The organism is Parasaccharibacter apium (assembly GCF_002917995.1).
In the GTDB taxonomy this organism is placed as follows: domain Bacteria; phylum Pseudomonadota; class Alphaproteobacteria; order Acetobacterales; family Acetobacteraceae; genus Bombella; species Bombella apis.
In genome coordinates this window covers 168,575-187,911 of record NZ_LMYH01000007.1, presented here as the reverse complement: position 1 = coordinate 187,911, position 19,337 = coordinate 168,575, and the positions used below count along the sequence as shown (strand labels likewise).

21 protein-coding genes are annotated in these 19,337 nt (G+C 60.2%); all 21 read right to left on the bottom strand.

All coding sequences use genetic code 11. The annotated features are described in order from the left end of the window. Window positions 1-69: 69 nt before the first annotated feature. A complete protein-coding gene (gene dapE / locus ASO19_RS03685; protein WP_103765405.1) occupies window positions 70-1,215 on the bottom strand; it encodes a succinyl-diaminopimelate desuccinylase in 1,146 nt (381 codons plus the stop codon). A gap of 8 nt (window positions 1,216-1,223) precedes the next feature. Continuing rightward, window positions 1,224-2,054 carry a 2,3,4,5-tetrahydropyridine-2,6-dicarboxylate N-succinyltransferase gene (gene dapD, locus ASO19_RS03680; RefSeq protein ID WP_103765404.1) on the bottom strand — a complete coding sequence of 277 codons (831 nt, stop codon included), beginning with the start codon at window positions 2,052-2,054 and terminating at the stop codon, window positions 1,224-1,226. Between the two features lie 54 nt (window positions 2,055-2,108). Further along, a complete protein-coding gene (argB, locus tag ASO19_RS03675; protein ID WP_043561420.1) occupies window positions 2,109-3,005 on the bottom strand; it encodes an acetylglutamate kinase in 897 nt (298 codons plus the stop codon). 72 nt (window positions 3,006-3,077) lie between these two features. After that, a complete protein-coding gene (gene yihA / locus ASO19_RS03670) occupies window positions 3,078-3,743 on the bottom strand; it encodes a ribosome biogenesis GTP-binding protein YihA/YsxC (RefSeq protein ID WP_373364570.1) in 666 nt (221 codons plus the stop codon). Beyond that, the gene (yidC, locus tag ASO19_RS03665; RefSeq protein WP_043560648.1) at window positions 3,743-5,527 is read right to left on the bottom strand and encodes a membrane protein insertase YidC; all 1,785 of its coding nucleotides are present in this window, start codon (window positions 5,525-5,527) and stop codon (window positions 3,743-3,745) included. Before yidC ends, yihA begins: the two co-directional genes overlap by 1 nt. A gap of 124 nt (window positions 5,528-5,651) precedes the next feature. Next, a complete protein-coding gene (gene yidD / locus ASO19_RS03660; protein WP_103765403.1) occupies window positions 5,652-5,882 on the bottom strand; it encodes a membrane protein insertion efficiency factor YidD in 231 nt (76 codons plus the stop codon). Then, the gene (rnpA, locus tag ASO19_RS03655; RefSeq protein WP_103765402.1) at window positions 5,879-6,229 is read right to left on the bottom strand and encodes a ribonuclease P protein component; all 351 of its coding nucleotides are present in this window, start codon (window positions 6,227-6,229) and stop codon (window positions 5,879-5,881) included. The genes yidD and rnpA overlap by 4 nt, the downstream gene beginning before the upstream one ends. A gap of 2 nt (window positions 6,230-6,231) precedes the next feature. Continuing rightward, complete coding sequence (gene rpmH / locus ASO19_RS03650; RefSeq protein ID WP_081563011.1) at window positions 6,232-6,366, bottom strand: 50S ribosomal protein L34; 135 nt, start codon at window positions 6,364-6,366, stop codon at window positions 6,232-6,234. 174 nt (window positions 6,367-6,540) lie between these two features. Further along, entirely contained in the window at window positions 6,541-6,936 is a 396-nt protein-coding gene (gene gloA, locus ASO19_RS03645; RefSeq protein WP_043560652.1) for a lactoylglutathione lyase, read from the bottom strand. Between the two features lie 6 nt (window positions 6,937-6,942). Further along, entirely contained in the window at window positions 6,943-7,794 is an 852-nt protein-coding gene (locus ASO19_RS03640; protein ID WP_103765401.1) for an LpxI family protein, read from the bottom strand. Next, window positions 7,791-8,645, bottom strand: a complete 855-nt coding sequence (gene lpxA / locus ASO19_RS03635; protein ID WP_086431108.1) for an acyl-ACP--UDP-N-acetylglucosamine O-acyltransferase — start codon at window positions 8,643-8,645, stop codon at window positions 7,791-7,793. Before lpxA ends, ASO19_RS03640 begins: the two co-directional genes overlap by 4 nt. Window positions 8,646-8,650: 5 nt before the next feature. Further along, window positions 8,651-9,070, bottom strand: coding sequence for a 3-hydroxyacyl-ACP dehydratase FabZ (fabZ, locus tag ASO19_RS03630; protein WP_154981692.1), 420 nt, complete (start codon window positions 9,068-9,070; stop codon window positions 8,651-8,653). A 174-nt stretch (window positions 9,071-9,244) separates the two neighbouring features. Continuing rightward, the gene (gene lpxD / locus ASO19_RS03625) at window positions 9,245-10,276 is read right to left on the bottom strand and encodes a UDP-3-O-(3-hydroxymyristoyl)glucosamine N-acyltransferase (RefSeq protein WP_103765400.1); all 1,032 of its coding nucleotides are present in this window, start codon (window positions 10,274-10,276) and stop codon (window positions 9,245-9,247) included. An 11-nt stretch (window positions 10,277-10,287) separates the two neighbouring features. Then, a complete protein-coding gene (locus ASO19_RS03620) occupies window positions 10,288-11,232 on the bottom strand; it encodes an OmpH family outer membrane protein (RefSeq protein WP_103765425.1) in 945 nt (314 codons plus the stop codon). Window positions 11,233-11,316: 84 nt separating this feature from the next. Then, complete coding sequence (gene bamA, locus ASO19_RS03615; RefSeq protein WP_043560665.1) at window positions 11,317-13,812, bottom strand: outer membrane protein assembly factor BamA; 2,496 nt, start codon at window positions 13,810-13,812, stop codon at window positions 11,317-11,319. Window positions 13,813-14,036: 224 nt separating this feature from the next. Beyond that, window positions 14,037-15,122 (bottom strand): RIP metalloprotease RseP, encoded by a 1,086-nt coding sequence (rseP, locus tag ASO19_RS03610; protein ID WP_103765399.1) that lies wholly within the window; start codon window positions 15,120-15,122, stop codon window positions 14,037-14,039. Next, the gene (dxr, locus tag ASO19_RS03605; protein ID WP_043560670.1) at window positions 15,115-16,299 is read right to left on the bottom strand and encodes a 1-deoxy-D-xylulose-5-phosphate reductoisomerase; all 1,185 of its coding nucleotides are present in this window, start codon (window positions 16,297-16,299) and stop codon (window positions 15,115-15,117) included. Before dxr ends, rseP begins: the two co-directional genes overlap by 8 nt. A 95-nt stretch (window positions 16,300-16,394) precedes the next feature. Then, on the bottom strand, window positions 16,395-17,165 hold the full coding sequence (locus ASO19_RS03600; protein ID WP_043560672.1) for a phosphatidate cytidylyltransferase: 771 nt from the start codon (window positions 17,163-17,165) through the stop codon (window positions 16,395-16,397). Then, a complete protein-coding gene (gene uppS, locus ASO19_RS03595) occupies window positions 17,162-17,899 on the bottom strand; it encodes a polyprenyl diphosphate synthase (protein WP_258036069.1) in 738 nt (245 codons plus the stop codon). The genes ASO19_RS03600 and uppS overlap by 4 nt, the downstream gene beginning before the upstream one ends. A gap of 11 nt (window positions 17,900-17,910) precedes the next feature. Next, window positions 17,911-18,477: a ribosome recycling factor gene (frr, locus tag ASO19_RS03590; protein ID WP_043560677.1), complete on the bottom strand. Its 567-nt coding sequence runs from the start codon at window positions 18,475-18,477 to the stop codon at window positions 17,911-17,913. Between the two features lie 74 nt (window positions 18,478-18,551). Then, window positions 18,552-19,289 (bottom strand): UMP kinase, encoded by a 738-nt coding sequence (gene pyrH, locus ASO19_RS03585; protein WP_043560680.1) that lies wholly within the window; start codon window positions 19,287-19,289, stop codon window positions 18,552-18,554. Between the last annotated feature and the right edge of the window lie 48 nt (window positions 19,290-19,337).

Sequence of the window (19,337 nt, the reverse complement as noted above, 5' to 3'; positions counted from 1 at the left end):
CGCCCTGTATACAGAAAACCCGCCTCAGACGGGCGGGGTTTCCCAGACATCCATCATTGTGAAAGAAGCTCAGACACCAAAACGCTGCATGAACTCCAGATAAACCTGTGTCAGCTGCTCCACGGAGGCCAGAGACACATGCTCGTCACGCTTGTGCATGGTGGCCCCCACAAGCCCGAACTCCGCCACGGGACAGCAGTGCGTGATGAAGCGGGCGTCGGATGTTCCCCCGCCCGTGTCTAGCTTCGGCGTCCTCCCCGTCACGGCCTGCACGGCCTGGGAAAGTTTCTCCACCTCGGCACCGGGTTCCGTCAGGAAAGATTCCCCGCTGACAACCACATCAAGATCAGCCTCCGGCGCATGGCAGGCAACGACATCCTCAATCCAGTTACGCAGGCTGCCGCTCGTATGAAGGTCATTGAAACGGATGTTCACCCGGGCCTGTGCCGTGGCGGGAATGACGTTGGTGGCCGGATTCCCGACATCCACACTCGTGATCTGCAAGGAAGACGGAGCAAACCAGTCACTGCCGTGATCCAACGTGCGGGATGTCAGATCATGCAGGATCGACACAAGGCGGTGAATGGGATTGTCTGCCAGATGCGGATAGGCCACATGCCCCTGCGTGCCCTTGACGGTAATCACCACATTCATGCTGCCACGGCGGCCGATCTTGATGATCTCGCCCATTTCAGCCGGATTGGTCGGCTCGCCCAGCAGGCAGAAATCCGGGGCCTCGCCCTGTTCTCTCATCCATTCCAGCACGGAACGGGTGCCATACCGGGCCGGTCCTTCCTCATCCCCCGTTATGAGGAAGGCCAGACTGCCCTTCAGCGGTCCGGCCTCCAGCCTGCGGGCTACGGCAGCCAGAGCAGCGGCGACACCGCCCTTCATGTCTGCCGTGCCACGGCCGTAGATATGCCCGTCCCGGATGTCTCCGGCGAAAGGGTCGCAGCTCCAACCCTCACCGGGAGGAACGACATCCGTATGCCCTGCGAAGCAGAGACAGGGACCGCCCTGTCCCAGCCGGGCATAGAGGTTGGGCGTCTGCCCGCCTTCGGGACCGAAGGCAAGGCGTGTGACCTCAAACCCCATCATCTCCAGCGACCGGGCCACGACGCCCAGTGCCCCGTCATCCGCCGGAGTGACGGAGCGGCACCGCAGAAGGTCCTGCAACAGGGCGACGGGATTGGAAGGAGATGATGGATGGCTCATGAGGTCACTCAGTCACGCAGCAGCTCATTGATGGATGTCTTGGAGCGTGTACGCTCGTCAACACGCTTGACGATCACGGCACAGGCCAGGGACGGCCCGCCCGGATTCTTCGGCGGCAGGGTTCCCGGCACGACCACGGAGTAGGCTGGAACACGCCCCATATGGATCTCACCCGTCGTACGGTCCACGATCTTGGTGGAGGCCCCAAGGAACACGCCCATGGAGAGGACGGAGCCACGCTCCACGACCACGCCCTCGGCCACCTCGGAACGGGCACCGATGAAGCAGTCATCCCCGATGATGACCGGTGCGGCCTGGAGCGGCTCCAGAACACCACCGATCCCGGCACCACCGCTGATATGGCAGTTCTTGCCGATCTGTGCACAGGAGCCGACCGTGGCCCATGTATCGATCATCGTGCCGCTCTCGACACGGGCACCCAGATTGACGAAGCTCGGCATCAGCACGACACCCGGAGCGATGTAGGCGGAACGGCGGACGACAGCCCCCGGAACGGCCCGGAACCCGGCCTTCTCGAACTCTGCCTTGCCCCAGCCGGCGAATTTCAGAGGCACCTTGTCAAAACCCGGAGCCCCACCGCAGCCATTGGCCATCGGCTCGGATTCATACAGGCGGAAGGACATGAGGACGGCCTTCTTCAGCCATTCATGCACGACACGTCCACCTTCCTGCTGCTCGGCAACGCGGAAGGTCCCGTCATCCAGCCCGGCAAGAGCGGCTTCCACGACATCACGGGCCTGACCCTGCGTCTGCGGGGACAGGCTGGCACGGTCTTCCCAAAGGGTTTCAATCTGCTTGCGAAGCTCTGCGTGATCCATAAAACGCTCCTTATTCTACAACCATAATCCAGGCAGGCTGCCCTGCCCCATCTCTCAGTCCGCCTTGATGAGCGTACCCTGCCCTGCCCTGGTGAAGAGTTCCAGCAGGCAGGTATGTGGCACCCGACCATCCAGAATGACGGCCGCCTTGGCCCCGGCCTGCACGGCCTTGAGGCAGGTCTCCACCTTGGGAATCATGCCGCCCGTGATGTGCCCCTCCCGGATGAGACGGCGGGCTTCCTCGGCTGTCAGCTCCTCGATGCGCTGGCCATTCTCATCCAGCACGCCGGGAACATCCGTCAGCATCAGCAGGCGGGAGGCCCGCACGGCACCGGCAACCGCACCAGCAGCCGTATCCGCATTGATGTTGTAAATCTCACCTTCATCCCCAGCCCCGAGCGGCGCCACGACCGGGATCAGGCCAGCCCCCAGCAGGGCATACAGCACCCGGGGGTCCACATGCTCCGGCTTGCCGACAAAGCCCAGATCGACCGCTTCCCGCCCGTTTCCTTCCGTCCGGTGATAATGGACAAGACGGCTGGCCTGGATCAGACGCCCATCACGCCCCGAAATGCCCACGGCCAGCGCTCCAGCGTGGCTGATGAGATCGGCCACCTGCTTGTTCACCGTGCCGGAGAGAACCATCTCGATCACGTCGATCATCTCACGGTCCGTGACACGAAGGCCATCAATGAAGCGGGACTCAACACCAAGCCGCTTCATCATGCTGTTGATCTGCGGACCACCGCCATGCACCACGATCGGGTTGATGCCCACCAGCTTGAGCAGGGCAATGTCCCGGCCAAAGGTAGCGGCAAGGCTGTTCTCGACCATGGCGTGGCCACCATACTTCACCACGATGGTGTCGCCAGCATAACGGCGCAGATAAGGCAGCGCACCGGCAAGGACGGCAGCCTGCTGCTGGTCGCTCAGCAGGCCACCATGGGCCATCAGGGCATCCGGGAAAGCGGTAGAAGAGGTATCAGAAGAAGACATGGGCATTTCACTATACAGAAAAACTTTTCAGGGCCGTGTACCGGCGGGCTCGGCAAAGCGGGCCATTATGCCACGCAGCTCGGCAATCCCCAATGATGTCGTGCTGCTTGTTGCCACAATATGCGGGAAAGCCGCCGCATGGGTCTTTGCCAAAGCCTCCACCTCTTTCTGCCGTGTGGCCAGAGCGGAAGCCGACAGAGCATCACATTTCGTCAGTACAATCTGGAACACCACAGCGGCCCTGTCCAACAGGTCGCAGACCTCCCTGTCGGAAGCCTTGAGGCCCACACGCCCGTCAATCAGCAGGATCACGCGGGCCAGATTCGGCCTGCCCCGCAGATAGGCGAACATCGTCCTCTGCCAATCTTCCTTCACCGCTTTGGAGGCCTTGGCAAAGCCGTAACCGGGCATGTCCACGAGGGAGAGCCTCCCCCCCAGATTGAAGAAATTGAGCTGCTTGGTCCGCCCCGGCTCGGACGAAGCCCGGGCCAGAGCCTTCCGGCCTGTCAGCGCATTGATGAGGCTGGACTTGCCCACATTGGAGCGGCCAGCAAACGCCACCTCCGCCCGGTCGGGCGGGGGCAGCTGCTCGATTGTCTGCGCCCCGAAGAAGAAATCACAGGGACCTGAAAAAAGTCTGCGTCCTTCCTCCAGCTCATCCTCGCTGGGCAGGACTGTCTGCATCTGCTCCATCACGAGCCCTTCTTCTTCTCACCACCCTTGCGCGGTGCCTTGCCTTTGCGACCGATCAACGGCACGGGCAGGCTGGTCCGACGCTCGATATAATGCTGCTGAAGGAAAGTCAGCACGTTGTTCCATGTGTAGTAGACCAGCAGGCCCGCCGGGAAGCTGGACATCACGAAGACATACACGATGGGCATGAACTGCATGATGCGGGCCTGGGCCGGGTCCATACTGACCATGCTGTGCTTCTGGAGCAGCCAGAAGGTGATGCCCAGTGCCGCCCCCCAGATGCTGAGATGCAGGAAGGAGAAGATGTGCGTGGGATCAAACGGCAGCAGTCCGAACAGATTGAACAGATTGGTCGGGTCCGGTACGGAAAGGTCCTTGATCCAGCCAAAGAAGGGCGCATGACGCTCATCAATGCTGAGATTGAGCATCTTGTACAGGCAAAAGAAGATCGGTGCCTGGATCAGCATGGGCAGACATCCACCTGCCGGGTTGATCTTCTCTTCCTTATACATGGCCATGACCTTCTGGTTCATGGTTGCCGGATCATTCTTGTATTTTTCACGGATCTCCGTGACCTTCGGCGCAATCATGCGCATGCGGGCCGAAGACTGCGCCGCCTTTGAAGCCAGCGGGAACAGGACAATCTTGACGATCAGCGTCATGGCCATCAGCCCAAGGCCGAAATTGCCGATATGCGCATAGAGCCAGTGCAGCAGAAACAGGATCGGCTTCGTCAGGAAGCTGAACCAGCCGAAGTCGATGCTGTCATCAAAACGGGGCAGCCCCAGCTTGCGACCATAATAGCGCAGCAGGCCCGGCTCCTTGGCCCCGGCAAACAGGTAACTGCCCTGCCCGAGGCGGGCCCCGTCCTGAATGACCTGCGGCTCCTGCGAAGTGAAGGTCACACGATAGGACCCGTGCTCTTCCGGCAGGTAACTGTACCGGATGCGCACGTTGGCAGACGCATCCGCCCCAACGGCTGTCAGCCAGTACTTATCCGTGATGCCACCCCAGCCGCCTTTTCCGGCGTCTGTCCATGACACATGGTCCGGGCCGTTGCCATCAGTCCGCAGGGACTTGTACCCCTTGTCCGCCAGACGGCCATTCATGACGGCGATTGGCCCCTCATAAGCCGTGAAGGAACCGGTATCCTCCGGCAGATAGTCACGCTGGACACGCTGGAACGGATAGACCGACACGGGTTGGCCGGAATGGTTCTCCACCTCCTGCCGCACCGTCACCATGTAGTGGTGGTCCTGCTCCAGATGAATGAGAAAGCGGACCCCTGCCCCATTGTCCCAATGCAGGCTGACCGGGGATTCCGGCGTCAGGCTGGTCTGCTCCCCATCAACCTGCCAGAGGGAATGGTCATTGGGTAGACGGGTGGTGAACCCGGCAGCATTTTCCCAGCCAATGACCAGATAGGTCGGCTGGGCACCGCCTGCCCTGTCCAGCAGACGGACCAGAGGGCTGTCCTTGGCAATCGTCTCACGATAGCGGGTCAGCTCCAGATCATCCAGCCGTGCACCACGAAGGTTGAAGGAACCCTGCACATCCGATGACGTAACCTTCAGCCGATGTTCCTGGTGATCATCCGCCTCATCCATAGGGCCAGCAGGCGCCGGAGATGCCAGAGCGGGTTGCTGCACGGCAGACGCTGGTGCCGGAGCAGACCCCTGATCCTCCACCGGTTTGTGTCTGTCCGGCGGAAGGAAGATGTTGAAACCGATCAGGATCATGGCCGACAGGATGACGGCCAGAATAATACGTTTGCTACTTTCCATCGGGCTGGAGCCGCTCTTTCTTCATGCTGGAAGGGTAGATTGCCTCTTCACTGGCGTAAAATCGTCCTCAAAACAATAGCCACGCCATTTTTTTTACATTTTCTGCCAGAGCATCAGAGGCGGATCAGGGGGGATAGTCCACGCCACCCGGATGAAAAGGATGACATCTGCAAATGCGGCAAAGTGTCAGCCACCCACCCCGCACAGGACCATGACGGCGGATGGCTTCCTCGCCATAAACGCTGCAACTGGGATAAAAACGGCACTGCCGTCCCATGAATGGACTGAGGAACAGGCGATAGAGCCTTATCATCCCCAACAGAAGAAGCGAAAACAGCCCGCTGGCCGCCCTCATTCTGCCTCTTCCCGGCCAAGGGCCTGCAGAACCCGGCGCACGTCATGCTTCAGAAGGGGGAAAGGCCGCTTTCTGGTTGCGGCGCGTCCGATCAGGACGAGATCACCAGAGGAAGGACAACCTTCCTCTTTCACCACCAGGCGGAAAGCCTCCCGCAGGCGGCGACGGGTACGGTTGCGCACGACAGAATTACCGACCTTCTTGGTCACGGTAAAACCGGCCCGTACCGTCACGTCCCCCGGCTCCGGCAGAACCTGGCCAATCAGCCCGGGAGACACGACCTTATGGCCCTTGCGGGCCACACGCAGAAACTGCGACCGCTTCTTCAGGCGGTCAGGCTGTTTCATGCTCAGGCAGAAAGCTTCTTGCGGCCCTTGGCGCGACGGCTTGCCAGAACACGACGACCACCAACAGTAGCAGAACGCGTGCGGAAACCGTGGCGACGCTTACGAACCAGACGGGAAGGCTGATATGTGCGCTTCATCTTTTCAATCCTCTAATCTCAACAACACACCTGTGAAGACGTGTATCAGAACAGGACGCACCCAGTAACGCCCCTCCACTCAGGGAGTGGCTTTTAAGGGGATGGCCCTGCCCTGTCAATCCTGCAATTCCATCCAGAGCGGACAGATCCCGAAGCTGTACCCGGCTTTTGAGCTCAGGCGTCCTTCTTTTCAATCAGCTCGATCTTGTAGCCATCAGGGTCCTGCACGAAGGCAATGACAATACCCGTATTGCCCATCGGTCCGGCCTCACGGGTGACACGCCCACCGCCCTGGCGGACCACGTCCACGGCTGCTGCGACATCACGCACGCCAACAGCAAAATGCCCGAAGCCTGTCCCGTGTGTGTAATCCTCGGTCTGATCCCAGTTATAGGTCAGTTCGATCTCGGCCTCACCACGGGCATTACCCTCATAACCAATATAAACCAACGTGAAACGCCCCTCCGGCACCTCCAGCCGACGGAGTTCACGCATGCCCAGAAGATGATAAAAAGCCAGACTGCGATCAAGGTCCCGTACACGGACCATCGTATGAAGATAGATGCTCATATATCTTTATGTCCTTTTGTCAGAAAGGAAGTCTGGTCCCAGCCCATAAAGAAACAGTCCCAGACGATCCGCCTCCTTTATACAGCGATCTGGCTCCATGACCAAGGTAAGCCGTGCGGGAAAGGCGATCCCCCGCAACCCGGCTGCTGCCGCATTCCTGATAGTGACCGGCCCAATGGCAGGCATGTCAGCCCGCAGCTCCTGTCCTGCCTTTGGCATTTTCACGAGCACCCCACCAGCTACCCCATCCTGCCGCAGACCTCCACAGCGATGCAGCATGGCATCTGTTCCTTCAAGGGCCTCAACAGCCAGTGTCAGGCCATTCTGCACCACACATCCCTGCCCTATGTCCAGAGGCCCCATGACAGACAATATGCGCACGGCCTGATGAATGTCGACCATGGCCTGACGGTCAGGGGGAACCCTGCCCCATGCTCCCCAGCGATTGCTCTTCGTATCCAGGAATTCATGCGCTCCCCGCACCCGGAAGCCTTCTTCTTCCAGCAGCCGGATGATGGATGCCAGCAGGCCGTCATCACCGGCAAACAGGGCACGCCCAAGCCGGGCCAGCAGGCGCACCCCCTCCGCATCTGGCCGCAGAGACCGCCATGAGGGCCGGCGGACAGGTCCTATCAGGACAAGCTCGGAACATCCCTGCCGACGCAGAGACCGAAGGATCGCACCGGCCGCTGCCAGACGGATCATTTCATGAGAATAAGGGGCCAGCAGGGCTTCATCAGCAAAACCCTGGAAGCCTATGAGAAAAGGCTCCCGCCCTCTTTTCCTGAGAGCCTCTGCCACCTGGGCTGGAAGCGGCCCGCCACCGGCTAGGATCCCAACCCGTGCAGGCCTGCTCACCTGTCAACATCCCTGTCACTGCCAGCCTGTCCCGGCCGCGTCAGCCCACGGCGGCTGGGAGCCTCCATGAAGCGTAGCATTTCCCGTACACGCTCAATGTGACCATAACGCTGACGCACCTGGTCCATGCGTTCTCCCAAAAGCGGCCCACCACGGCCAGACCGTGGATAAAGCTCCCGGAACGCCAGACGCATCTGCTGGATCTCACTGGCCTCCACGCCAGACCGCTTGAGACCGATCCAGTTCAACCCAACCAGCCTGGCCCGGTTACCCAGGACGCTGCCGTACGGGATGACATCCATCTCCACACCGCACAGCCCTCCGACAACAGCCCCATGCCCGATGCGGACAAACTGATGCAGGGCCGCAGAGCCCATGATCCTGGCATTGTCCCCGATCAGGACATGCCCCCCCATGACTACGTTGTTGACGATGATGACACCATCACCCAACACACAATCATGAGCGATATGGGCATTGGCCATGAGCAGGCAGCCCCGGCCAATCCGGGTTTCTCCCGTGCCTTGTGCCGTGCCCCGATGGATGGTCACATTCTCCCGTACAACCGTCCCTGCACCAATATGGCACCTGGTCGGCTCTCCAGCATATTTCAGGTCCTGCGGGGGATAGCCTACGGTCGAAAAGGGGTAAACCTCCACCCCATCCTCCAGCACCGTATGCCCGTCCACCATGACAGAAGCGTGCAGCCGGACATGATCTCCCAGCCGCACATCCGCACCGACCATGCACCAGGGACCAATCCTCACTCCCTGACCGAGGGACGCCCGTGGATCCACAAGAGCCGTGGGATGAATCTCGGTTTTTCCAGGGCGCTGTCCCGGTTCTGGCATCAGGATCAGTCCACGATCATGGCGCTGAAAGATGCTTCCGCCACCGTGGTTCCATCAACCTTGGCAACCCCACGGAACCGCCAGACCGTTCCACGGGCGCGTTCCTTGTTGACATGAATGCGCAGCTGATCCCCCGGCCCGACCGGGCGACGGAATTTTGCATTCTCCACCGTCATGAAATAGACCAGCTTGCCCTCGAAGGCCTTGCCCAGTGTCAGCACGACAAGCGTGGCCGCCGTCTGAGCCATGGCCTCAACGATGAGCACACCCGGCATGACAGGGCGTGCTGGGAAATGCCCCTGGAAGAATGGCTCATTGACTGTCACGTTCTTGATGCCAACGGCTGATTCCGCCGCCTTGATCTCTTCCATCCGGTCCAGCAGGAGGAAAGGATAGCGATGAGGAATCGCCTTCATAATCTGCATCACATCTACGCTCTCAGGCACCTGATGTGTCTGCCCAGCAGCATCACCCACTTATCTCATCTCCCGGTTTTTTTTCGACAAAATGCAACCGTCCGCCCCTGTCCCCGCGGGGAGAGGCAGTCAATGTCTACACCTTATTACCAAAAAAAATCCCGAAACACCAACTGGATCATCTTACTTGCGCGAAAGCTTACGCAACGTCGCCACATTTCGGAAGAATTCCCTGAACGGCATGGCCGGGCTGCCGATGACATCAGCCCCGGCTTCCACATCATTCATCACGCCACACTGCGCCCCGATACGGGCCCTGCTGCCAATGTGAATATGACCGATGAGCCCAGCCTGGGCTGCAATCGTCACGAAATCCTCAATCTCGGTGGAACCTGAAACACCAGCCTGCGATACCACGATGCAGCACCGACCCAGACGGGCATTGTGACCAATCTGCACCAGATTATCGATCCGGGTCCCGGCCCCGATGACCGTATCCCGCATGGAGCCTCGGTCAATCGTTGAATTGGCACCGATCTCCACACCATCCTCAAGGATGACACGCCCCAGCTGGGGAACGGTCTCAAATCCGTCAGGCCCCACCGCAAAGCCGAAACCATCCTGCCCGATCCGGGCCCCGGGATACAGGATGACCCGCTCCCCCAGCAGAGCATGAGTGAGAGTTACATGCGCCCCGATCCGACAGCCATCTCCCAGCACGACATGGTCCCCCAGCATGGCATGAGGCCCAATGACACAGCCATCACCAATCTGCACGCCATCGCCGATGACCGCAAAAGGACCTATCTCCACCCGGTCACCAATGACGACATTCTCACCAATGACAGCCGTCGGATGCTGGCTGGCCCGTGCAGGCGGAAGAGGATGGAACAGACGGGCAACCCGGGACCATGCCAGATAGGGCTCCCGACTGACCAGAGCGGCACAACCTTCTGGCACCTTGTCCGCAAAAGCAGGGGCCAGCACGACGGCACCAGCCTTCGTCTCCTTGAGAAGGGGCAGATAGCGGCGGTTGTCCAGAAAGGAGATGTGCTGCGGGCCAGCAGCATGAAGCGGGGCCACGCCCTCGAAAGACGCCCCCATCTCAGCGCAACCTGCGGCCTCCGCTCCCGTTACTTCCAGAAGGTGCTTCAACGCAAAAGGGCCACACCGCCTGAAAAAACGGGAATCACCCGGGAGCTGGTCCGCCACCATCGCCCTTCCCCTTACTTCTGGCGACGCAGGATGGACCCCTTGGCCTGTGCCGGAGCCTCGGCAGGCTGCTGCGGAGCCGCCTGATTCATCAGGCGTTCTTCATCAGCCGTTGTCGGCATCTTCCCGGATTTTGCCAGAACCTCCGGGTCCACCCCGTCATCCGGAATGAAGACATGCGGCAGAACCTTGTTCAGACGGTCTGCTACCTCCTCGGTTATGTCCTGACCATCCACATGCAGGACAGCCTGCTCGGCATGCAGAACAAGATTCATGCCATGGGCCGCAGCCACCTTGGCAATGATTCCATCACGCTGCTCCAGCACACGCTCGATCTGATGGAATGCCACCTGATAGGCTTCCTGAATGATCCGGGCCTTGTTGCTGAAATCCCTCTGATCCTTCGCACGCCGCTCCTGCAGATGACGGACACGGAGCTGGAGCTGGTCGGATGTCAGAGTGCGAGCCTGAACCTGAAGCTTCTGCTGCTCTTCCCGCCAGGCGCCCTCTTCCTTCTGCACCGCACGGGCCAGACGGTCACGACGCTCACCAAGCACCTGCTGCATTTCCTGCGCAGCCGTGGAAAGCTGCATCACACCCTGAACGCTGATGAGGCCAAGCACAACCGGCGGCGGGGCATCTTCCTTCGGAACAGCCGGAGAAGACGGTACAGGCGGCAGAGGCAGCACGGGCGCTGCCTGCTGCTGGCCTTCCCCATCCGGAGCGCCAGCATCACCACCATCATCCAGGCCTGCCATGTCCGGCACGGCAGCCGGAGCAGGAGCAGCAGCCGGAGCCGCATGATGATGGGAGGCGGCTGGAGCCGATGGCTGGGCCGTTTTCGGAACAAACCAGGCACCGTTTCCATCATTGCCATCAGCAGCCACGGAAGAACCAACCGCCATGAAAGCCAGAGCACTTGCGGTCATCAGGGTCAAAGGCAGTGAAAAACGTGACATGAAAAACCTCTTTATGAAAATGGGCATCCCCCAGGTTACCCTGCCAGCCCGGAATGAAGCCGGCATCGTGGCCTGCACCTTTCCTCAGAACTGCTGCCCGAAGCCAAAGCGAACCGGATAAAGCCTGTCCCCATGCTCACGATGGATCGGGACCGCACCGTCAATATTGACCAGGCCGAAGGGGCTCTTCCAGGAAATACCAAGACCACCAGAGACACGGGGCGTCATGGTGCTGCCGCCAATCGGCGTATAGTACGGGTCGTTCCAGTTACGGTAATGGTTGCGGTCCTTCACACGCTTGCCGGAAAGACTACCGGCATCGATGAAGCCACGCCCGGAGATGCCAAGGCTGTCACCCATCGGCAGCGGGAAATTCAGCTGGACAGACGCCGTGTACATGAAAGTACCACCGATCAGGTCCTCCTGTCCGGCACCCGGGCAGTAGCCATTCCGGGCCTGCCCCAGCGGCGTATTGGCGGCACCGCTGTGGCAGGGCGCCTTGTAATGACTGCTGCGGGGCCCGACACCACCCTGGAGGAACCCGCGCAGGTTCTGACCACCGAGGTAGAAGTTGTCGACGATGTTGCGGTCGCCGCTGGAGCTCCAGTCATGCATGTAGCCAACACCGCCCTTGAACTGGAAGCCCCAGCTGTGGCTGCCTGTCAGGTCATCCAGCGGCAGATAATAGCTGCCATTGGCTTTGACACGGTAATATTTCTCGTTGCCACCCAGACCGGCAAAATCACCTCCGGCACTGAGAACGTAGCCAGACCGTGGATTCATGCGGTTGTCACGACGGTCATAAGTGATGTTCGTGCCAATCTGGGAAAGGAGCGACCAGCCTGCGGCATCACGCACATAAACGGACGGCGTGTCATCTTCCCACCCCGGATACTGCGACCCCGGCACCCCGTTACCCACGTGACGGTCCACGACCGTATAGGTCCAGGACTGGGAAAGATACCGGTTATAGGCATAACCAAGCCGGACAGACGCACCATACTGGCCTTCATTATAGCTCTGATACGTCTGGTAATTGTTCTGGATCGTATAAATGTCGAACCCGGCCACGAAATTGCGCCCGAGGAAGTATGGATCCGTCACGGACAGGTCGGCCTGTTTCTCATAATAGGCAACCGTACCGGAGAACCCGGCATCAATCCCGGTCCCCAGCAGGTTATGCTGCTTCAACCCGAGATTCCCCATGATACCGGCATCGGTCGAGTACCCACCGCCGAGGGAGAACTCGCCGGTTGGCTTCTCCACCACATTGGCACTGACATTGACCTTGTCCGGCGCAGACCCCTGGGACTGGTCCACATTGGTGCTGCTGAAATACCCCATATCCTGAAGGGCCAGCTTGGAATATTTGCGGTTGAACGGCGTATAGGCATCGCCCTCGACCATCGGCAGGTTGCGGCGGATCACATGGTCACGTGTGATCGTATTGCCGTTGATGTCGATCCGCTCCACATAAACATGCGGCCCCTCGACAATATCAAACAGCAGGTCAACGACCTTCTTTTCAGGATTGCGGGCAATCTCAGGCCGGACCATGGCAAACGGGTGCCCGTTGGCCTGGAGCCACTCCTGCATGTCCGTCGCATTGTCCTGCACGGCCGTACCGTCATAATACTGGTTCTTGTAAACCTCGATGTGCCTCTTCATCGTGTCAGCCGTGACATGATGCACATTGGAACGCACACCAATCTTGCCCAGACGGTACCGTGGCCCTTCATGCAGGGTGTAGGTGACGTAGAAGCTCTTGTGGTCCGGAGAGAGCTCACCCGTGGCATCCACCATGTGGAAATCCACAAAGCCGCTATGCAGATAGAAACGTCTCAGCAGTTCCGCATCGTAGCGGATACGCTCCGGGTTATATTCATCCGAGGAAGAAAAAAAACGGTACCAGGCATGTTCCTTGGAAGACACGACATGAGACAGGGCAGCTTCGCTGAAACTGTCATTGCCAACAAAAGCAATCTTCCGGACCAGTGTCTGCTGGGATTCATTGATGTTGAAGATCACATCAACACGATTGTGGGACAGACGGATGACCTGCGGCACCACCGTGGCCCCATAGCGGGCACGGGCCGCATACATGTTCAGGATTTTCTGCCTGTCCACAGCCACGGTCTGGGCCGAAAAGACGGCACGGGTCCGCAGGCTGATCTCCTTCATCAGGTCCTTGTCCTTGAGGGCATGGTTCCCCTCGAAGACAATCCGGTTCACCACGGGATTTTCCGTCAGCTCCACCAGCAGGGTGCTGCCTTCACGCCTCAGCGTCACATCCCTGAAGAGACCTGTAGCGTAAAGTGTCTTCAGCGAACGGTTCAGCGCATCACGGTCAAAACTGTCGCCCGGCTGCACGACCATGTAGGAAAGGACGGTACTGGTCTCGATCCGGGTATTGCCGTGGACTTCGATGGCCTGGATCAGACCACCGGCCGGCGCATAGCCATCCCCCGCAGACCGGCGGGCATGATGGATGCTGCGCCCCTTCTGGGGGGCTGCCTCTGCCGCACAGAGCAAAGCCGGTGCCGTACAGACAGAAGCCAGCAGAGCCAGTCGAACGGCCATCGGCCGGAACCTTTTCGTACGCAATCCTGACAAAACCGGTATTCCTCGTCCCAAATTTCTACGAACGGCCATCCCGCCACACAACCCTGATGCAGGAGGTCCAGACAGTCCCATACGCACAACCGCACCAGACAGACTCCCACGACATCACAATGAAGGGAGCTGCCTGTTTCAGTTATATACTCTACCCTAGAAGGTCTTTTCCATCATTGGAGGGGGAAAGATCAACCCCCATGTGCAAACAACCAGTGAAAAACTCCCAACCCTCTGAGATCATTCACCGTTGAGAAAATGAAAAGCCCCACGACCAGCAGCAGCCCGAACTGGAGGGCATAGCTCTGTGTCCGCTCGGAGAGAGGCCGCCCCAGAACTGCCTCAAAAGCATAGAAAAGCAGATGGCCGCCATCCAGCATCGGCACGGGGAACAGGTTCAGCAGGCCAAGATTGAGGGACAGGAGAGCCACGAACCCCAGCGCACTGGCCACGCCATAATCCACGGCCTGCCCGGACATGTGAATGATGCCGATGGTCCCGGAGAGCTGCCTGGCGCTCCGCTGCCCGCTGATGATCTGCCAGATTCCCTCCAGCATGTTGCCGCACATGTCCCACGTCTGCCCGATGGCCGCCGGAACAGCCTTGTAGACAGGCAGGGGCGCACTGTGGCTGACGGCAAAACCGACCCCCAGCCGACCGACGTCATGCCCCCCCTGCTGGATACGGTCCAGCGTGACCGGAAGCTCCAGGCTCTGCCCCTTCCGCAGCAGACCAACCTTCATGACCTCACCCGGATGGGCCGCCACCTGCGCCTGGATGTCGCCAATGCTCAGGATGTGATGCCCGTCCAGACGCTGTATCTCGTCACCCACCTGAAGCCCGGCCTTCATGGCTGCACCATTCGGGGCCAGCGTGCCGATGTCGGGCCGGGCCTCCGGCCTGCCAAAGCAGGACAGCAGCACCACGAACAGAAGGATCGTCAGCAGGAAGTTGAAGACAGGCCCCGCCACCGTCACGATTGCCCGCGAGAGGACAGACTTGCGGTTGAAGGCATTCTCGTCACCTTCTTCCCGGGGCGCATCGGGACGGTTCTCAAACCCGTGGAGTTTGACATACCCTCCCAGCGGCAGCAGGCTGATCTGCCAGCGTGTTCCAACCCGGTCCTTCCATGATGTCAGTGCAGGACCGAACCCGATGGAAAAGACGGTCACCTGCACACCACGCCAGCGTGCGGCCAGATAATGGCCCAGCTCGTGTATGAAGACGACGATCCCGAAAACGGCCAGACCGGCAAGGATGCTCTGAAGACTATGCATGGTCGGCCATCCGCTTCATCTGTGTCCGGGCCAGCTCACGCCCCATTTCGTCCCAGTGATAGACATCCTCCAGAGATGTCGGCACCGGGTTTTCCGGCATGGCCTGAAGGCTGGCATCAATCAGCTCACCAATGCCAAGGAAACGGATCTTCCCGGCGAGGAAAGCCTCCACGGCAATCTCGTTGGCAGCGGAGAACACGGTCGGGGCCACGCCACCAGCCCGCAGGACCTGACGGGCCAGACGCAGCGGGATGAAGCGGTCCTCATCCACTGCCTCGAAATTCATCTGCCCGAGCTTCACGAAATCCAAACGCTCGCATCCCGTCTGCATCCGGGTCGGGGCGGCCAGCGTGTGTGCGATAGGAATCCGCATGTCCGCCGTCCCCATCTGGGCCACGAAGCTGCCATCACGGAAGCAGACCATGCCATGCACGACTGACTGCGGGTGAACCAGCACGTCTATCTGATGTTCAGGCAAATCGAACAGGCGGGCGGCCTCGATGACCTCCAGCCCCTTGTTGGCCATGGAGGCGGAGTCAATCGTGATCTTGGCCCCCATGGACCATGTGGGATGCTTCAGGGCCTGTTCGGGCGTGGCTTTCGCCATCTCCTCCTTCGTGGAGCAGCGGAACGGTCCGCCAGAGGCCGTGAGGACGATCTTCTCCACGAGGGACATGTCCGCCCCACCCAGGGACTGCACGATCGCATTATGTTCGGAATCAACAGGCAGCAGCTCGGCTCCGGCATCACGCACAGCTTCCAGCATGACGTTGCCAGCACAAACGAGAGCTTCCTTGTTGGCCAGAGCCACCTTGTGCCCGTTGCGGACGGCTTCCAGCGTGGGGGCCAGGCCGGCAGCCCCAGTGATGGCGGCCATCGTCCAGTCCGCTTCCAGCGCACCGGCCTCGATGACAGCCTGCCGTCCGGCAGCTACCTTCACGCCGGTGCCAGCGAGACGCTCTTTCAGCTCCTCGTAATGCTGCTCATCATTCAGGACGGCCAGCTCGGCGTTCAGCTCACGGGCCTGTTCGGCCAGAAGGGCGGCGTTCTTTCCCCCCACGAGAGCCCGCACCTGGATGGAGTCTGCCTGCTGCTTCAGAAGATCGACTGTCGAGACACCAATGCTGCCTGTACTGCCAAGCACGCTAATGCGCCGACGCCCGGAACCTCCCCCCATGGAATACCTCTCCCTTGATGATTTCAACATGATACGTGATGGCGGGTCTGCCTCATGACAGACCTATAGCAGAGACTGCCGCTCCAGAATAAGACTTAACGGAAAAGCTGCCAGAATGGCCCCTCTCCGGCCATGAGGGCCAGGATGGCTGCAACAGGGGCCGCCAGCAGGAGGGCATCCAGCCGGTCCAGCAATCCCCCATGACCGGGGATGAGCCGCCCGGAATCCTTGACGCCCAGACGCCGCTTGAAGGCACTCTCCAGCAGATCGCCTGCCTGGGCCGCCACGGCAATCACTCCACCCGTCAGGCAGGCAGAGAACGACCAGCCATGACCCGACCAGTGCCCGACCAGCCCGCCGAGGATCACGGCTCCCACGATGCCCCCCAACGAGCCGGAAATGGTCTTGCCGGGAGAAATGGCCGGGGCCAGTTTCGGCCCGCCAATCAGACGCCCGGTGGCGTAGGCGCAGCTGTCACTGGCTATGACGGCGAAAATGACGAAAAAGGTCTCCAAAAAACCGTCAGGCCGCCCCCGCAGCCAGAGCAGGGAAAAACCACCCAGCATGGCCACCAGAACCGGACCGCAGGCCCGCCTGCCAAACAGGACGCTGGACACCAGAAGGTAAAAGGCCGCAAACCACTGCCCTTTGATGGCGATCAGTCCACCACAGAGAGGCCAGAGCAGAAGCAGAGCACCCCGCAGACTTTTCATCGGCTGGCCAAGCAGGGTTTCCCCTTCCCAGACAATCCCGACCATGACGAGCAGCACCAGTACCCGATAGGCCCATCCACCAAACCAGAGACAGAGGAGCACCACCGGAACAATCACAAGGCTGGAGAGGATGCGTTTCTGCAACTCTGTCATTCTGGCCGCCCACCGAAACGCCTCTGACGGCGCATGTACCGCATCATGGCCTCGGCAAAATCCTTCTCACCGAAATCCGGCCAGAGCACGTCAAGAAACACAAGTTCTGCATAGGCGGACTGCCAGAGCAGGAAATTGGAAAGTCGGCTCTCTCCACTCGTCCGCATGACAAGGTCGGGGTCGGGCATGTCATGCGTCTGGAGGGCACTGGCGAACAGGGCTTCGTCAATCTCATGCGGCTCCAGCGTGCCCGCCCGGACCCGTTCGGCCAACTGGCGGGCACTTCCGGCAATCTCCGCACGACTGCCATAGGAAAGAGCCAGAGCCAGAGTCAGCCGGGTATTGTGGCGTGTCTTTTCCTCTGCCCGACGCAGCTCCCGGCAGAAAGACACCCCGAAACGTTCAGGATCACCAATGATGCGCAGCCGGACACCCTGCTCATCCAGCTCCCGGAAACGATGCCGCAGATAAAACTGCATCAGCCCTGTCAGGTCGCTGATCTCCTCACCGGACCGGCGCCAGTTCTCTGATGAGAATGCATAGAGTGTCAGATAATCCACCCCATGCTCCATGGCGGCACGGACGCAACGCTGCACGGCCTCGCCTCCTTCACGATGGCCCTGTGCGATCGGTACGCCACGTGCTCTGGCCCAGCGTCCGTTGCCATCCATGATGACGGCAACATGACGTGGGAGTGTGCCAGCCGGGCGGGAAGAAGGGTGAAGTTCCGACAATGTTCTGGCGATCAGACCTGTTTGATGTCCCGCTCCTTGTCAGCCAGCAGGCTGTCCACACGGCCGATATGCTCATCTGTCAGCTTCTGGATGGCAGCCGTCCAGACCTTCATGTCGTCCTGACTGATATCGCCATTCTTTTCCAGGGCCTTGGCCTTGTCCATGCCATCCCGGCGGACACCACGCACGGCCACACGGCCACCTTCGGCGTAACGGGCAGCGGCCTTGGCCATCTCGTTGCGGCGTTCCTCTGTCAGCTGCGGGATGGGCACACGGATGGTCTGCCCTTCAGCAGCAGGGTTCAGCCCCAGCCCACTGTCACGGATGGCTTTCTCAACAGAGGAAACAACACTGGCATCCCAGACAGAGACCGTCAGCATCCGGGCTTCCGGCACGGCAACGGAACCAACCTGGGAGAGGGGCACCACGGAGCCATAAGCCTCCACACGTACCGGCTCCAGAAGGTTCGGGCTGGCACGGCCGGAGCGCAGGCCAGAGAGATCACGGCGCAGGCTCTCCAGCGCCCCTTCCATGCGACGTTTGAGGTCATCAAGCAGGTCGTTCAGTTCTGTGCTCATGGCAAATCACTTCCTCAGTAATCGTTCCGTTCGTCAGCCGGTGCGGGCTGACATGGTAATCTGGTCGCTCGCTCTCAACCCTCAACAATCCGGGTGAAGCGCCCTTCACCTTTCATGGCTGCCGCAAAAGCCCCCGGCGCATGCATGTTGAACACGATGATCGGCAGAGCATTCTCCCGGGCGAGACTGACAGCTGCTGCATCCATGACCTTCAGATTGCGGGCCAGGGCATCCATGTAGGTCAGCTGTTCATAACGCTCGGCATCGGGATTCAGGCGAGGATCATCGGAATAGACACCATCAACCTGCGTCCCTTTGAAAAGGGCATCGCACTCCATCTCGTTCGCCCGCAGGGCAGCAGCCGTATCAGTTGTGAAGAACGGATTGCCCGTACCGGCTGCGAAGATGACCACACGGCCCTTCTCCATATGACGGACGGCCCGGCGGCGAATATAAGGCTCGGCAATGGAGGCCATGTGGATGGCCGTCATCACCCGGGTCTCCACATGACGCTTCTCCAGCGCATTCTGGAGCATCAGGGCATTGATGACCGTTGCCAGCATCCCGGCATAGTCCCCCTGCACCCGGTCCATTCCCTTGGCGGCAGCGGCCAGTCCACGGAAGATGTTGCCTCCCCCCACGACGAGACAGACCTGCCCGCCCAGAGCGGCCACACCGGCGATGTCCGCAGCCACCATGTCCACCATCTCCGGGTCAACACCGGCAGTTCCCTTGCCCATCAGCGCCTCGCCAGACACTTTGAGAAGGACCCGTTTATAAGGGAAGTTCGGCTCTTGGGGGGCGGTGCTCATGATCGTACCGGCTCTCTGGTTGATGATGTCCTGAAATCTGTCTGCTCC